Raw genomic sequence first — 16145 nt, 5'->3', positions numbered from 1 at the left:
TTTAAAAACGTTATCGAAAACAATTGACAAAAATCGCCCTTTATAACCCGTCCATGGCCTAACACAAACCGAAGAACTATAAAGATTAGATTGAACATTTCTGTGATTTCTGTCTAACAGCAATGGTCAGCGGTGATGAATGAACTAGAACATCGCCGCTTCATCGTGTTAGCTGGCTTGTGCTTAGAGTGTAAGTTTGCGGAGAAATCATGCGTATAGTAACTGATTATTAATACTATCAACAGTTAAGGTGTTGACTAAAACACTAACCCGTTGCACGACCTCGTAGGCAGTTTTCTGAGGGACAACAATAATTCCACAATGTTCTCTGCCTTCCTCTATGAATTGAAGATGTAATCGTTCAAAATCAACTCGGTTGTGGGTGACAAGACATCTACCTAAAGAAGCTGCAAATTCTAATTGTTCGCTGTCAGTTTTGCCTAAAGTTGACTGCTCAGGAACAGTGGTGACATCTAAACCACGAGAACGCAGAAGTGTTGCAACTAACGCTGACATATCTTCGTCCATGTAAAGGGAAGCAAATATACTCATAGCTCACCCAAAGCAGCCTTTACAGAAGGATGAACCAACTCATCGGGGACTTGATTACGCTCAATGTACTCGTTAATTTCTGCTTGATGATCCAAATAAAAACTCAAGGCATCGAACACTTGTGCTAAGGTCAAATGAGGTAAATGAGTTGGAATTTCCTCTGGCATCACACCTAATCGCCACAGACCGACGATTGCGCGAATAGATGTGCGAGTGCCTTCAATAATTGGCTCTCCACCTAAAATCTCATTGTTTCTGGTGACATAACGTGAAAGAGTGATAATCGTCATGGAATTAGGTCTCTTAGGGAAATCGCTAATTCTATTTTAGTCAGGGACAGACATGACTTGATCATGGCATCTAGTGGCTAGAGGAATCCTAGGCTAGATGTTTTTTCGGCAACCTAACCTAAGACTGGCTCTAATAGTTTGACTAGAGAAAAAAGAGGTGCGTTACATTTCATTAACGCACCCTACCAGAGCGGCGTACTGCTACGCAGTGCCTTCGGCATCACACTGACACAAACCGAAGAACTATAAAGATTAGATTGAACATTTCTGGGATTTCTGTCTAACGAAGCGCTCTGCGGCAAATTTGTCCGACGGCAGCACCTTGTTATGCCTTTGTAGCTAATTGTTCATAGCCAAGTAGTATAGATGGACTAAATGACTCGAACTGCCACCTTGGTAATCTTTGAGGGTGTGCCTTATAAGCTTCCATCAGTTCACTTAGATCTGATGGTTTATCTATGCCTAGAATACATTTAACTTTTTCAAAGTATGACTTTGATGACGACCTTGCAAATACTTCAAACGCACTGTGAAACTGGCAAACATACAGTAATGTGTGTGGAACCCAACGAGAATAAAAGTCGGCTTGCTGTATTTCAGCCCGCATAAACAATATAAAATCAGCCTGCATTAGGTAACGAAATTCTATGCCAGAGTGTTTACTTCTTTGCTTAAGCAGATCCGCATGAACAGATAAACGTCCTAGCTTTAATCTACTATTTCGACGGTCTAAAGAACGCAAGCCATCTCGGAAAGCCTCATATCCAACCATTACATCTTTTCCATAATCGGATCTTCCGTTCACATAGTATTGATTCGTCAACAGTAGGTTAACTTCTGCAAACCTTTCATGCTTTGTGAAAATGGCAACCACATATAAGAAAAGCTCGTGAATAATAAATTTGAAATTATCGAAGTCCCATTCACCCCAACTGTTAACATTCTCCCTCCTACTCATATATGGGATCAAATCTTCAAAAAAGCGATGAACTTTGAGGACATTTTCTTCTGTTGGTGCATATTGCGCGAGAGTGATAAACAAAGTAATTGCTTCGTTTCTATAAGGAATAAATTTTTCTATATTATCAATAACCTGATCGTCAAATTCACCTTCCTTTTCGGTGATTCTGAACTTTTCAAGATTACTAACAAAAGTAGACAAATACTCATCTAACGCCCCCGATGCAAATGGCTTGTTTTCTTTGATAGCAGATATAGCCCTTTTGTGCACTGCCGAAGTACCCAGAGATATTCCATCTGATTCATCCAGAAAAGATGGCCGCTTACCTATCTCAGGCCTCGTATAAAGGGGTTTGTCATATATCCAACGCAATAACTTTTCAAAATTATCTGCATTGTTATCGGGTTCGCTTAAATCGATATATATTCGCGATTTATAGTATGTTGGCAGGTATGCTTTACCTTCTGAATCTCTCTCAGCAATTATGGCTACAAATTTTCCTTGTTCCTGGTTTTCATAAACTTCACGTGAGATGATTTGAGTTTCAGTGCCTACACCGCCGGATCGATCATCTGCCTTTGAAGCGTAAACCTCGTCACATATGATGGCCACCTTGGTTATCTGTGGGTCTGTAACCATCTTTTCCATGAAAGCAAAGGAATCATGCCCTTCTTTAAGATCCCATTTATCAAGAATAACATGAACACCCGATTGGGTCAGGTCTTCAGCTAAATCAATTACCCACTGTTCATGTGTTGGGTTAGACCAGCTATAAGAAATAAATAACTTAGGGTTTTTCATCTATTCGTAAATCCTTAATAAGTCCAACTATTAATTATACAAAAACTTTCTCGATAACACTCCTGAGAGTAACGATATGTAAAAACTCTCGGCATATCCCCCCATTTTAGCACCATCGCCAGAACTTTTCCGCGTATCATAACCAAAAGCGTATTAGCCAGATTAAACAGCCTCTTTTAAGTAGATTCCTAACAACAAGCTGCAATAAAATAGACTTTTCGGGAAGTCTAGCACTAATTTCTTCAGTCCACCCCACAATTACCTAATTTTCGGGGAAAAAGTGCCAAAATTTTGCCCCCGATCGCTCTTATGTTCGGCACTTTTTGAGGGCAAAAAAATCTAAAAATCTTAGCCAACAATGTTTTTAGATTTATTCAGCCAACCCTAAGTTAAATTTTGAGTTGATCGATTAAATCGCGCATGATTTTGGCCGAATTATGTAACTGTTGGGTTTCTCTGGGACTGAGAGCAAGATTCAGGGTTTTAATCACTCCTTTCTCGTTAACCACCGAGGGAATACTTAAACACACATCTTTGAGACCGTATTGACCATCGAGGAGAGTGCTAATAGTGAGAATTCTTTCTTGGGAACGTAAAATCGCTTTAACGATATCCGTGGTAGCTAAACCGATCGCATAGCTAGTATAACCCTTGCGTTTGATAATTTCATAGGCGGCGTTTTTAACCTGAAGAAAAATTTCTGTTAAGCTTTCTTGGTCGGCCGCGCTTAAATCCTGCCAATCTCCTTCTAATAACCTTGCTCCTCCGATATTAGCCGAACTCCACACAGCAAGCTCACTATCCCCGTGTTCACCGATAATATAAGCGTGGACGTTACGCGCATCTACATGGAGTTGGGTGGATAAAAGAGAGCGTAAACGGGCAGAATCTAGCACCGTACCCGAACCAATCACCCTAGAGGGCGGAAAATGGGTGATTTTAAGGGTAACATAGGTCATGATATCGACGGGATTACTCACCACCAAAATCAAAGCACTGGGGCAGTAAACAGCCACATCCGCGAGAATACGGCGGAAAATCGCCACATTTCGCTCAAGGAGATGTAATCGGGTTTCTCCCTCTTTTTGGGCGGCCCCGGCAGTAATAATCACCACATCGGCATTTTGTCCCACATCGGCCACGGTTCCCATTTTCAAGTCTGTGGGTTCAATAAAAGGCATTCCGTGCCTTAAATCCATCACTTCCCCTTCGACTTTATCCGTGGCGATATCCTGTAGAATTAATTCATCAAAACAGTCTTGAATTAACATCGAGTAAGCGCAGGCCATCCCCACCTGACCAACACCGATAATCACCCCCTTGCGAGGACGCAGAGGTGCGGGTTTTTCAGCGTAGGGATTGGGAGTAAATATTTTATCTAACATAGATTTTTGCAGTTACTGGCTCGGTAAGCTTATTTTAAGGGGAAAAGGTTAATATCAGGTAAAAAGAGACTATAAAGAGATTTTGAGGACGTTACCAGCCATTTTTTTCTGGTAAGTGGTCGGACAAATTTCTTGTCTTTATTCCTTGACCTCTAGTTTAAGAGAATTGAGGGCCGCTGACAGCTTCAGGCTATATCCTAAAATTAGGAATAAAGTGACAGTAGGAGGCGAACCGATGATCTATCACATCACCACAGAAAGAGGTTGGCAAATAGCTCGTGAAATGGGGGAATATCGGGCTTATTCCCTAAAAAATGAGGGATTTATCCATTGCTCCACCTTAGAACAAATTCCGAAAGTTGTGGACGCTTTTTATCAAAATCAGCCAGATTTGCTGGTTTTAGCCATTTCTCCTGAACAATTGCAGTCCCCGGTCAAATGGGAGCAGCCCCAACATCCTAACCCAGAAAATGCAACTCTAGAGCTAGAAAAAGAGACCTTTCCCCATATTTACGGTGCTATCAACCTAGAATCGGTAGTTTTTGTCAAACCCCTAGAGGAGTTGCTCAATTCCTAAGTAGGGATGCACAATTATTTGTAGGATGGGTTAGCGGTAGCGTAACATGAGCGGGCGTTGGGTTTCATGCTTCAACCCAACCTACGTTCTTTAGAGCTAGAAAGAGAGACCTTTCCCCATATTTACGGTGCTATCAACCTAGAATCGGTAGTTTTTGTCAAACCCTTACAGGAGTTGCTCAATTCCTAAAACTAAATCATCTAACTCTTGGTAATCGGGGAGAGTAGTATCGATGCTTAACCCGCGCCGAATCACGAGACGATCCCACTGTGGTCGCGATAATAGCTCGCTAAAGTAGCGCGCCTTGAAAATTAACAAATTTGCCTCTAGACCCGTCTTAATACGCCCTAAATGGGGCAATCCGAGCAGATTTGCTGGGGTGAGGGTGACACTATTTACCCAGTCAGCGTAGGGTGTGTCGAGATGGGCAATCCGCACCGCTTGGGTAAAGACTTCTAAACCATCGTGATCCCCAAAACCATAAAAGGGATCGCGACAGTTATCGCTGGCAAAAGCTACCGGAATTCCCGCTTTTTTCATCTCTTTTACCTTAGTTGTCCCGCGCCAAAAGGGGGTTTTTTCCTCTTGACGATCCTGTAGGTAGAGATTGCACATCGGCAAGCTAACGATAGCAATACCCGCATTTTTGACTAAATTTAGGGTTTCTTGGATTATTTCAGGGGATTGTACCGCTAAACTGCAACAGTGACCACAGATGATTTGTCCAGAAAATTGCTCTTTGATAGCAGTACGGGCGATCGCTGCTAAACAGGTAGAATCGGGATCGCCGTTTTCATCCAGATGAAAATCGAGATTTAAACCCCTTTCTTGGGCTAATTTGAAGGTAATATCAATTTGTGCCTGTAAATCAGGATTTGTGTAGGCTACTCCCCCTAATATGCCCCCAAATTCGGCGATTTTATCGGCTAAGGCCGCTCCCTCGGAGGTTTGATAGTAGTCAAGGGAAACTAGGGAAACCGCTTGCAGGGTGATTTTACCGGCCCATTGTCGTTGCAATTCTCCCAAAGCAGTTAAGCTAATCTGTGCCTGTTGACCAAAAGAGTCGATATGGGTGCGAATAGCGGCGGTTCCGTGGGCATAACTGCATTTAACGCCGAATTCCATGCGACGATACACATCCTCTAAGCGCCACTCCCGTCGGGAATCCTCTAGGGCCATTTTTAAGGCACTGTCAAAAGTGCCATCATGGTTAGGACAACGATGCCAACTATGACCTTTATCGAGATGGGTGTGCATATCAACAAAGCAAGGAAAAACAATCTTTTTTTTGAGGTCAATAACGGGAATATTATCTTCGGGGGGATTGTTGAGGTGATGCGATTAATGTTACCGTCATTAATTTCCAGATTAACTAAGGTTAATCCCTCGGAGGTTTGGGGAGAGAAACTCTCATTTTCTAGCAGGGAAACGGGAATATGAGCATTTTTGAGCCAGTAGCGCTCGCTTGAGGGAATCATAAGACCTCTGGTAAAAATCAAAAATTGTTGTTAGGATTAGGAGCCAGTCGTCGGTGCATCTCACATTTGCAGGAATACCGACAGTCAGCAATTATCAGTAACTCTTATAGCGGTTCTCACACCTGTGTGACACAGTTAAACCTTTGCTAATTAAGCTTTTCAACATCGATAATGTACCTCTTGCGAACAGGAAACGCTATAGATAATTACAAATGTATCAGCAGCTGCGTGTAAGCATCCCACCGAAAAACTAATGCGCGGGGGGTTTGGGGGCGGCGCCACGCTCCCAACGGGGGGTTTGGGGGGTAGAACCCCCCAAAAGCTTGGATTGAGTGATAAAATCGGAAGTAATGCCCGATCTTAGCCGAGAGTTTCCCCGTAAAAATCCCAATTGGTAGATTGACAAAAATGAGATGCACCCTCGGTCGTCGGTCGTCAGAAGAATTAAGAATGAATAATAATCAATTATGCGGTATTAAGTAAGGAGTGTTAAATGGCATTAACAGTGCTATCTTTTCCCTGATTACTGATTACTGATTACTGATAAACCGGTAGTCGCGCCTTTAATTCCCAGCCATAAACTGCTAAAAATTCCTTTAATTTATCGGGGTGTAAATGGAGGTAATCGGGATTAACTTCATCGATAATGCCAATACCGCCTAAATCCCGCGCTCCTGCCGCTAAACAATCCAAGAGAAAAAGAGGATCGGGTACTAAATTCGGGGGAATTTGAATGACAATATCTGGGGGCAGAATTTCCCTAGCTTGTCTAACCAGATCGGGTAATTTTTGCAGATAAAAAGGATTATTTTGCCACTGTTCCCTTTTGCCCGGATTGTAGGGTTGTAGGATCACTTCTTGAATATGTCCCCAACGTTGATGAATAGTGGCAATAGTTTCTAAGGTTACTAAGCGATCGCATTCTGTTTCACCAATTCCTAATAATAAACCCGTGGTAAAAGGAATTCCTAATTCTCCCGCCCATTGTAACTGTTCTAAACGCAGGGATGGCACTTTACTGGGGGCATGACGATGGACATTATCTAATAAAGTCACCGTCATTTGTTCTAACATTATGCCCATAGATAGATTGACATTTTTCAGTTTTTCCATCTCGGCAAAAGTTAAAATACCCGCATTGGTATGGGGATAAAAACCCATATTTAAAGCCAATTCTCCCAAATTATAAATATGCCGAAACCATAACTCTCGATTGGGTGCTAAAGGATGAACTTCGCCGCTAAGAATTAAAATTTCCGTAATTTCCGAACCCTGCAAAGCAGTTAAAATCTCTTTGGCTTTTTCCAAACTTAACCAGCCATGAGTGCCTAAATCCCTGCGAAAATTACAATAACTGCAACGATTGAAACACTCGTAGGTAGGTACAAGGGTATGAGAGGGACTATAGGTGACAATTCTTGACATTTTTTTCGGGATTGCAGTTCATTACGAGCATTCAAGGGCGAGAAAATTTGCTATCGTGGGGAGAATTGCTGTTTTATTCACCTAAAAACGCTCTCCCTTTTCGCTTCCTCCTATGATTTTCGATCCTGCCAGTCTTCCCTCCCATCGTCAAACGATTCGCCCGATTAGCGCCACGGCCCTGCACGGAATTGTATTTCAAGATGACAAATTAATCGCTATCGACGCAAAAAACGGCTATTTATACCAAATTGTCCTCGATACTGGTCATACAAGCGTACTTAATTCCCATCGCTGGCAAGAATTCGTCGGGACGACGGGATTGGCAATCGATGATCAAAATAACCTCTGGTTTACCACTCGCGAAAATCTCTACTGCTGTACTCTCGAAGATTTTACCCCGAAATTTTTTACCCGTCTTCCCTACACCGCTAACGGAGTTGCCGTAACTGGCAACACAATTTATGTCACTTGTCAACGTTCTGGACAAATCTTTATATTTGATCGCCAATCGGGACAGGAAATTACCCGTTTGTACGCACCGGGTATCGGCATCGAAAATATCACCATTCGCGGGGAAGAACTTTGGCTAACGGATACCCTAGAACAAACGGTTTACTGTCTCGATCGCGCCACGGGAGAACAGCTTTTTAGCATGATAACTCCTTTTGAATCACCGACGGGATTAGCATTTTATCGCGATGCTAACAGTGGCAAGGATATATTATATGTGGCCTATGCTTTCCAAGAACCCTGTATCCGCGATAATCCCAATTCCGAACAGGTTCACGAACTTAGTTATCGTCCGCGTACTTTTGTCCATCCTCTATATTTTCACTACGATCCCGCTAAAAAATACGCCCTTTCTAACGGTTATCTGATTGAATTATCCTACGTCGAGGAATTGGAACCCCTCTATAATATCGAACTAAAAGATGTGGAATGGCGCATCGCTTTACCCTTAGAAACACCACGGCAAAAAATTCGCAGCGTCGAAGCGGTGGGATTGCCTTTTATTGAAGAAATTCAGGACGGGCAGCGGGTGGCAGTATTTAAGTTCGAGCAAATAACCGGCAAACAACGTCATATTTTTGGGTGGAAAGTAGTATTAGAAGTGTGGGGTATTAAATACCAAATTACTCCCCAAGATTGCGAAGATTTACCCCCCTTACCCGCCGATTTTCCCGATCGCTATTTGATCGATAATGATGATCTGGCCATGAATACAGAAATTATCCTCAATGCTGCCGAAGAAGCGACCGGTCGGGAAACCAATCTCCTCAGAAAAGTTTATAGTATTCGTAATTACGTCTATGATCAGCTTTCCTACGGCATCAAACCCAACATCGACACCCCTGATATTGCCCTGCGGCGCGGAGTCGGTTCCTGTGGGGAATATGTGGGTTTATTATTGGCTTTGTGTCGTCTCAATGGTATTGCCTGTCGCACGGTAGGACGCTATAAATGCCCACCCCATGCCCTCGAACGTAATTTACCCCTCGAACCGGATTACAATCACGTCTGGATGGAATTTTATCTTCCCTCTATCGGTTGGGTTCCCATGGAGTCCAATCCCGATGATATTTTTGAAGGTGGTCCCTATCCCAATCGTTTCTTTATGGGTTTAGCTTGGTATCACACGGAAATTGCCAAAGATATCCCCTTTGAACGAATGCTCAGTCAAGGACAACCGGTGTTAAAAACCCAAGTTCCCATCGGCGATTTAGCGATTAATCACGTTCAATTTATCATTCTTGAGGAATTAGCCCCAAAAGACTAGAATTCTGACCCATCATCTAGGATGCCCATTTCTCTGTCTCTTTCTTCTTTGAGTTCTTTGACCATTTGTAAACCCGCACCCACACAGAAGCCTAGGGCTGCCCCGGCACCGGCAAAATAACGTCCATAGATGATTTGATAGTGATGGGGATTTCTATAGTTGACTTGGCTGGGATTGCGTTCAATGCGGCTAATGCCATAACCAATACCAGCACCAACTAAAGCCGTTACTAGGCCTGAAAATAGAACTAGACGAAAGTTCATGATCTTATCTCCCGATGGACTCTGACTTTAGATTATCGCTGAAAATTAGTTAATGGCAAGCTATCGCAATAATTTGTTAAGTAGTCGTGTCAAATCAATTTCCCTTGAGATGTGTAATTAATTTTGCTTAGGTACTTATTAAGTAAATAAACTAGCATCAACCCGAAAATATGCTCCCAAAGACCTAGCTTCTGACTGATTGATGCTGCGTTGTCCATTAATTATTTGCTCCACCGCATCAGGGGAACCCAAAATAGTAATTAGCTCTGGATATTCTATCTCGTTAGCTTCTATCAGATGCTGTAAGGTGGCTAAAGGATTTCTGTCAGGAATTGGATAATTATCCGCCTCGAACCTTTCGATCAAACTAATCAATAACTCCAGTAAAGCCTCCTCCTCTAAACTAAGTTCCGAGCGATGTTCCAACTCTTGAGCAATTGCGATTACTCGCTCGTTTTCCACCTCTGTGGTGATTGCTTTTGGTTGATAGTAAGCGAGTAATTCTCCATAGGTTTTAGAATTAAAAGTAAGCATCATTTTTCCAATTTTCTTTATCGTACTCGGCATGGGTAAGAATATATTTAATATAGATAGTTTGTCGGCTATAAACTAGATCTACAATTAGACGAAAGTGATTTCCTTTAATGTTAAAAACAGTGAAATTACCAACAGATTCAGCACTTTTATAAGTGGCTGGCACATCGATTAGATTTTGCCATGCTGCTTTACTAGCGACTCTATACCAATCATAGAGAGACTCGCAGGAATTAGCATTAGTGATACAGAAATCGCGAAGTATTCGACGGCTAATTCCCCGCATAATACAAATATACCTCTGGCAGTTTCTGTCAATAGCAATTATATCTCAATATCTAGGCTAACTCAAGCCAGCGGGCTGATTTGCTCACACTTTACATTGCCTAAAATGGTAGCACTTGGAGCTAATGGGGAGGTTTTTCCGCTTACCAGCTAAGTAGGTGGCTGGAATTAAATATAAAATGAACGTAGGTTGGGTTGAAGCATGAAACCCAACGCCCGCTAGTGGGGAGGTTTTTCCGCTTACCAGCTAAATCGAGAATATCAGGAGAATTGATGCCTAAAGGGAGAGAAAATGTATTAGGCTAAAAACTAAACTATTTTGGCCAGATTTCTTTGAAGACCTCCTCAGCCTACTTATTGGTTTTCCACGGTAGTCGCGATCCGCGTCCAGCCATGGCGGTGACACGATTAGCAGCCTTAGTTCAAGAAAAAATCAGTCAACCCGCCGAAAGATTGGCGAGTAAATCGGAGTTTAGCCCATCTCTAGCGGTTCTAGAAGCAGATAATCGGGTATTAGTGGGGACTGCCGCCCTAGAATTAGCGATAACACCTCTCCATCAAAAAATAGAAGCTTTTGCCCAACAAGCACAAAGCCAAGGATGTAACCGGTTGCAGATTATCCCCCTGTTTCTCCTGTCGGGGGTTCACGTTAAAGAAGATATTCCCGCAGCCGTGGCCAAAGTGCGATCGCCGATTGAGCTAGAGTTAAAGCCCCATTTAGGCAGTTATCAGGGCATAAAATCGCTGTTATCCCGACAATTTGCTGATTTAAGCCCCCAAGACCGCATTTTACTGTCCCACGGTAGTCGTCGCCCCGGGGGTAATCGGGAAGTGGAAAATCTAGCGGCGTTTTCTGGAGCAATTACAGCTTATTGGTCGATAGAACCGAGTTTATCCCAACAAATCGAGAGTTTAATTGCTCAAGGTAGCCCAACAATTGCTATACTGCCCTATTTCCTCTTTACTGGTGGAATTACCGCCGCGATCGAAGCCCAAGTTTTTGAACTATCACAAAAGCATCCAAATGTCAATATATCTTTAGGTAAATCTTTGGGGGCGACGGGGGAATTAGCCGAGATTATTGTTGAGGAAGGATGTGGATGAAGCGGGCAGCGATCGCTTTGGGCGGTAATTTAGGAGATTCAGCGACAATTTTAGGGCAAGCTTTAGGGGAATTAGAGCGAGTCAAAGGAATTAAACTAGAAGCTCATTCCCAATGGTATCAAACCGCAGCCGTCGGCCCTCCTCAGCCCGATTATCTCAACGGTTGCGCCATTGTGCAAGTGGACTTATCTCCCTTAGATTTACTGCATAAATTGTTAGAAATCGAGCAGTTATTCGGGAGAGTCCGACGGGAAAGATGGGGACCGCGTACCCTCGATTTAGACTTAATATTTTATGATGACCTGATCTTAGAAACGCCCGAATTAAAGATACCCCATCCCCGCTGCCGAGAACGGGCCTTCGTGCTGCTTCCCCTGGCAGAAATTGCCCCCGATTGGCGAGATCCCGTAACTGGAAAAACTATCCTTCAGCTATTGGGCCGATTGGGATTGGCGGAGTAGGATGTTAGGTGTTAGGGTTTTAGTTGAAATTCCCCCATCTCTCCTGCTCCCCACGTCCCCACGTCCCCACTTCCCCATCTCCCCAGATAACCTCATCTCAGTTACCGCCCCGAAACTCTACAATAAAGGCAGCAGCATCAATAAACAGTAAAAAAATCAACCGTGACCAAGACCCCATCGCTCGAGGAAACTCATTACAATCAGGCTAAAGCTAGTTTGCAACAGGCCTTAACTTGGTATGCCAGTTTTCGCCGCCATTGGAATTATCCCCCCGATCCCCAACTTCAGGCCGCCGTTAAACAGGATTTGCAGTCCCTCAAATCGGCCTTGGATAAACTGGATGAAACAGTGATTCGGGTGGCGGCCTTCGGGTTAGTCAGTCGCGGTAAATCCTCGGTGGTAAACGCTTTAGTCGGTCAAAAAGTCCTGGCAACCGGCCCCCTGCACGGGGTGACACGCTGGCCGCGATCGGTGCGTTGGACACCAGCCACGGGTAAAATTCAGATAGAATTAATCGATACCCCCGGATTGGATGAGATTGAAGGGGAAGCACGGGCGAATATGGCCAGAGAAGTCGCTAAAAGTGCCGATTTGATTTTATTTATCGTTGCGGGGGATATTACCCGCACCGAATACGAGGCATTAGGAGAATTGCGCCGGGCTAAAAAACCGATTATTTTGGTGTTTAATAAGATTGATCTCTATCCAGAAGCTGATCGCCGTCAGATTTTTCAGCAGTTACAGAGATTAGGAACCAATCGGGACGAAAAAACGTTAGAAGATTTGTTAACTAGCGATGAGATAGTTATGGTAGCCGCCGAACCGCAACCGATTCCCGTCCGGGTGGAATACCCCGATGGGAGCGTGGTGACTGAGTGGGAAACCCCTCCCCCCCAAATTGAGGAGCTGCAAGATAAACTCTTAACGATTTTAAATCGGGAAGGGCGATCGCTGCTGGCCTTAAATGCTTTAGTGCAGGGGCAAGAAGCGGAGGAAAATATCGCTAGAAAAACCCTAGAACTGCGGGACAGTCAAGCGGAGGAAATTATCTGGCAATACGCGAAATATAAGGCTTTAGCGATTGCGGCCAATCCGATCGCTATTTTAGACCTACTAGGGGCTTCAATCGTCGATTTGACTCTAGTTCGGGCTTTAGCTCGTTTGTACGGCTTGCCAATTACCAGTCACCAAGCTGGTCAACTCTGGCGGACTCTACTTTTGAGTAGTGCGGGGTTGCTGGTGGGGGAAATCCTCGGCACTGTGATTATCGGTTTGGGCAAAACGGCAGCGGCAGCGGCGAGTATTTTTGAAAATCCTACCTCTTTAACTCTCTACGGTAGCACCGCCCTCCTACAGGGAGGAATTGCTGCTTATGGAACCTATATCATCGGGAAAGCCGCTAAAATCTATCTAGAACGCGGTTGTAGTTGGGGGGCATCTGGACCGAGTACGGTGATTAATCAAATTCTCGCTCAAGTTCATCCGCAAACTATCTTATATCGTTTACGTCTAGAGCTAGAACAGTGATTTTAAGGGAAAAAGTAAAAAGGAAAAAAGGCAACAGTGATCAATTAAATATTTCCTACTGACTACTGATGACCGACTCCTAATTTTAGAAACTTAATTTTTGACAACGACCACTAGCTAGAAATATCGAGAGAAAATCATGTCTGCTGCCCATAAGTCCTATATTCCCGTTCCCGTTTCTCGCCAAAAAAGCCAAGGCAGTCAACACCGTCCCCAGTCACCAGTAAATCAGACGACCCCAACAGTAAAACCGACGACTAAATCGGTGGTGAGAGTTCCCGTGGCCCCGACACAAAAACAATTAGCCTCGCGTCAATTACGTTCCCTTTGCCTCCTAGAAAGAATAGTGGCCGTGATTACTTTTTGTCTGTTGGGTTCGACTCTGGGAATATATGCTTGGACGGTATATATTCCCAAGGTTTGGGACAAAGAATTTGGTAAACTGGAAACACTGCAACGTCACGAGCGCCATCTTTTGGCCACCAATGAAACCCTTAAACATCAACTAGCTCAACAAGCAGAAAAACCCGAAACCGGATTAACTCATCCCCAACCCTTCCAAACTATCTTTTTACAGCGTAAATCTGCCCCTAACCTGAAACCGGCCACCGCTTCTCAACCCCAATCTACCGTCAATTCTCGACCGAGAAGTGCCTATTAACAGTTATCAGTTATCAGTTATCAGTGGGTAAGTTAAAAGTTATCAGATGTGAGTTTTTAAGTGTGCAGTATTAAATAGAAGTTTCCTACTGTCTGTTTACTGATCACTGTTTACTGTTTACTGATCACTGATCACTGATTACTGATTACTGTTTACTGATCACTGATTACTGATCACTGAAAGATACTGCTCATGACTGACACAAAAAGACCCAGATTTAGAGGTAAAGAAACTCGATCGCCCTCGGGCAGGATCCGGGACAGAAAGTCCTATTTAACCGCCAAAAAACGGCAACAACAGTTAAAAAAAATGCCTTTGAGTAACGGGCGATTGGTGGCGGTGTGGTTGATTTTAGTCATGGGTATTGTGGGTTTAGCTTGGCGATTGTATCAGTTACAAATAGTACAAGGACAGGAATTACAAAAAAGAGCCAGAAAACAGCAAACTACCAGTATTAGACCCTATATTCCCCGACGGGCGATCGTCGATAGTAATGGTAATGTTTTGGCGACCGATCGCTTGATTTATACTCTTTATGTACACCCAAAACTGTTTGCTATTCCGCCGGCAGAAGTGGCTGATAAATTAGCTCCTTTATTAAATATTCCTACTAATCAACTGATTCAAAGATTTAAAGAAAAAGAAACAGGAATTCGTTTAGCCAATCAATTAACCGAATCCGTGGCTAGGGGATTAAAACAATTATCTCTTGACGGTGTAGAATTAGAGGAAAAGTACGCTCGTTATTATCCCCAAGACGATGTGGCAGCCGACGTGATTGGCTATGTAGATAAAGAACATCGTGGTCAAGCAGGATTAGAACGAGGTTCCAGTCAGTTATTAGAAAGAGACCCTTTTTCTGTCAATACAAGACGCATGGGAGACGGGCGAATTTTACCAGCTTTTGTTCCCGATGGTATCTTTCAATTTGATGAATTACAGTTAGAAGTAACCCTCGATTTAAAACTACAAAGAGCCGCCCGCACAGCCCTACGAGAACAGCTAAAAAAATTTAATGCTAAACGGGGGGCTGTCATCGTCATGGACTCCCTTGATGGTTCTCTTTTAGCCCTAGTTTGTGAGCCAACTTTTAACCCCAATGAATATTATAAAGCCAATGTGGCTCTATTTAAAAATTGGACTGTAGCCGATCAGTACGAACCGGGGTCAACTTTTAAACCAATTATTATCGCCCTGGCCATGAAAGCAGGGGCAATTAAAGCTAATACAGTAGTCAATGATCCGGGGGCAATTACTGTCGGTCCCTGGACGATTAAAAATGCCTCTAAACAGGGTTATGGGACGCTAGATATGGCCCGAGTTCTGCAAACCTCTAGTAACGTGGCCATGGTGCAAATTGCCCAAAAAATGGGGCGAGTTGATTTCTATAAAAGTTTATTAGGATTGGACATAAATCAAAGGGTTGGTGTAGATTTACCCGGAGAAGTGTCAGGATATCTCAAACCCGAACAAGAATTTCTGGATAATGCCATTGAATCGGCCACCGCTTCTTTTGGTCAAGGTTTATCCCTAACGCCTTTAAAATTAGTACAATTGCACGGTGCGCTGGCCAATGGTGGTACCTTGGTAACTCCCCATGTGATCAAAGGATTAGCCGACGACCGCGGCCGTTTGCACTGGCAGCCCGATTATCCCAGCAAAAAAGTCTTTTCTCCCACCGTAGCCCGGCAAGTGGTGGAAATGATGGAAACCGTCGTCAGCAAGGGGACGGGGGTAGCGGCCCAAATCCCCGGTTATCGCATCGGAGGCAAAACGGGAACCGCACAAAAAGCTAGTCCGACGGGGGGTTATCTACCTAACGCCAAAATTACCAGTTTTGTCGCGATTTTACCGATCGAATCGCCCCGTTATGTGGTTTTGGTGGTGGTGGATGAACCCAAGGGTGCCAATACTTTTGGCTCCACTGTTGCCGCTCCTGTGGCAAAAACGGTGATGAATACGCTCATTTCCCTCAAAGGTATCCCCCCCACCTCCAAGGTCGTTCCGGCGGGTTCTGCGACCAATAAACCCCCGCGGCAGGATTAATTTAAGTCTTTTTGAAAG

Annotated in this window: 15 protein-coding genes and 2 pseudogenes; 8 read left to right on the top strand and 9 right to left on the bottom strand. The window is 43.8% G+C overall.

Translation table 11 applies throughout. The annotated features are described in order from the left end of the window. Positions 1-207: 207 nt before the first annotated feature. The 4 genes from VL20_RS05265 to VL20_RS05250 all read right to left on the bottom strand — a co-directional run bounded on the left by VL20_RS05265 (position 208) and on the right by VL20_RS05250 (position 3989). Positions 208-552 carry a DUF5615 family PIN-like protein gene (locus VL20_RS05265; protein WP_004162992.1) on the bottom strand — a complete coding sequence of 115 codons (345 nt, stop codon included), beginning with the start codon at positions 550-552 and terminating at the stop codon, positions 208-210. Further along, positions 549-842, bottom strand: coding sequence for a DUF433 domain-containing protein (locus VL20_RS05260; protein WP_002771469.1), 294 nt, complete (start codon positions 840-842; stop codon positions 549-551). The genes VL20_RS05265 and VL20_RS05260 overlap by 4 nt, the downstream gene beginning before the upstream one ends. A gap of 325 nt (positions 843-1167) precedes the next feature. Then, entirely contained in the window at positions 1168-2604 is a 1437-nt protein-coding gene (locus VL20_RS05255) for an SEFIR domain-containing protein (protein WP_052275821.1), read from the bottom strand. Positions 2605-2993: 389 nt separating this feature from the next. Next, a complete protein-coding gene (locus tag VL20_RS05250) occupies positions 2994-3989 on the bottom strand; it encodes an L-lactate dehydrogenase (protein ID WP_052275820.1) in 996 nt (331 codons plus the stop codon). A 235-nt stretch (positions 3990-4224) separates the two neighbouring features. On the opposite strand from VL20_RS05250, the gene VL20_RS05245 reads away from it, so the two are divergent. Both VL20_RS05245 and VL20_RS32285 read left to right on the top strand, forming a co-directional pair. Further along, entirely contained in the window at positions 4225-4566 is a 342-nt protein-coding gene (locus VL20_RS05245; protein ID WP_052275819.1) for a DUF952 domain-containing protein, read from the top strand. A 75-nt stretch (positions 4567-4641) separates the two neighbouring features. Beyond that, a pseudogene (locus tag VL20_RS32285) lies at positions 4642-4755 on the top strand (DUF952 domain-containing protein); the annotation flags it as partial. Here the strand turns inward: VL20_RS32285 and VL20_RS05240 are convergent. Both VL20_RS05240 and cofG read right to left on the bottom strand, forming a co-directional pair. Next, positions 4732-6044 (bottom strand): annotated as a pseudogene (locus VL20_RS05240) (cytosine deaminase). The pseudogenes VL20_RS32285 and VL20_RS05240 overlap by 24 nt on opposite strands. Positions 6045-6581: 537 nt before the next feature. Continuing rightward, on the bottom strand, positions 6582-7469 hold the full coding sequence (cofG, locus tag VL20_RS05235) for a 7,8-didemethyl-8-hydroxy-5-deazariboflavin synthase subunit CofG (protein ID WP_052275818.1): 888 nt from the start codon (positions 7467-7469) through the stop codon (positions 6582-6584). Between the two features lie 112 nt (positions 7470-7581). Here cofG and VL20_RS05230 point away from each other — a divergent pair, with 112 nt between their 5' ends. Then, complete coding sequence (locus VL20_RS05230) at positions 7582-9246, top strand: transglutaminase domain-containing protein (RefSeq protein ID WP_052275817.1); 1665 nt, start codon at positions 7582-7584, stop codon at positions 9244-9246. Here VL20_RS05230 and VL20_RS05225 read toward each other — a convergent pair. From VL20_RS05225 to VL20_RS05215, 3 genes are all read right to left on the bottom strand, one after another. Next, entirely contained in the window at positions 9243-9509 is a 267-nt protein-coding gene (locus VL20_RS05225) for a hypothetical protein (protein WP_002771454.1), read from the bottom strand. The genes VL20_RS05230 and VL20_RS05225 overlap by 4 nt on opposite strands. A gap of 138 nt (positions 9510-9647) precedes the next feature. Then, a complete protein-coding gene (locus VL20_RS05220) occupies positions 9648-10043 on the bottom strand; it encodes a helix-turn-helix domain-containing protein (protein WP_170863898.1) in 396 nt (131 codons plus the stop codon). Beyond that, positions 10030-10329, bottom strand: coding sequence for a type II toxin-antitoxin system HigB family toxin (locus VL20_RS05215; RefSeq protein WP_052275815.1), 300 nt, complete (start codon positions 10327-10329; stop codon positions 10030-10032). Before VL20_RS05215 ends, VL20_RS05220 begins: the two co-directional genes overlap by 14 nt. A gap of 392 nt (positions 10330-10721) precedes the next feature. Here VL20_RS05215 and VL20_RS05210 point away from each other — a divergent pair, with 392 nt between their 5' ends. The 5 genes from VL20_RS05210 (at position 10722) to VL20_RS05190 (ending at position 16127) form a co-directional block, all read left to right on the top strand. Next, complete coding sequence (locus VL20_RS05210; protein ID WP_052275814.1) at positions 10722-11432, top strand: sirohydrochlorin chelatase; 711 nt, start codon at positions 10722-10724, stop codon at positions 11430-11432. Continuing rightward, positions 11429-11893, top strand: a complete 465-nt coding sequence (gene folK, locus VL20_RS05205; RefSeq protein ID WP_052275813.1) for a 2-amino-4-hydroxy-6-hydroxymethyldihydropteridine diphosphokinase — start codon at positions 11429-11431, stop codon at positions 11891-11893. The genes VL20_RS05210 and folK overlap by 4 nt, the downstream gene beginning before the upstream one ends. 162 nt (positions 11894-12055) lie before the next feature. Further along, the gene (locus VL20_RS05200; RefSeq protein ID WP_052275812.1) at positions 12056-13420 is read left to right on the top strand and encodes a GTP-binding protein; all 1365 of its coding nucleotides are present in this window, start codon (positions 12056-12058) and stop codon (positions 13418-13420) included. Positions 13421-13559: 139 nt separating this feature from the next. Continuing rightward, entirely contained in the window at positions 13560-14081 is a 522-nt protein-coding gene (locus tag VL20_RS05195) for a hypothetical protein (RefSeq protein WP_052275811.1), read from the top strand. A 192-nt stretch (positions 14082-14273) separates the two neighbouring features. Next, a complete protein-coding gene (locus VL20_RS05190) occupies positions 14274-16127 on the top strand; it encodes a peptidoglycan D,D-transpeptidase FtsI family protein (RefSeq protein ID WP_052275810.1) in 1854 nt (617 codons plus the stop codon). Positions 16128-16145: the final 18 nt, after the last annotated feature.

It is taken from the genome of Microcystis panniformis FACHB-1757, assembly GCF_001264245.1.
GTDB lineage: Bacteria > Cyanobacteriota > Cyanobacteriia > Cyanobacteriales > Microcystaceae > Microcystis > Microcystis panniformis.
This window is presented reverse-complemented; position numbering and strand designations above follow the sequence as displayed.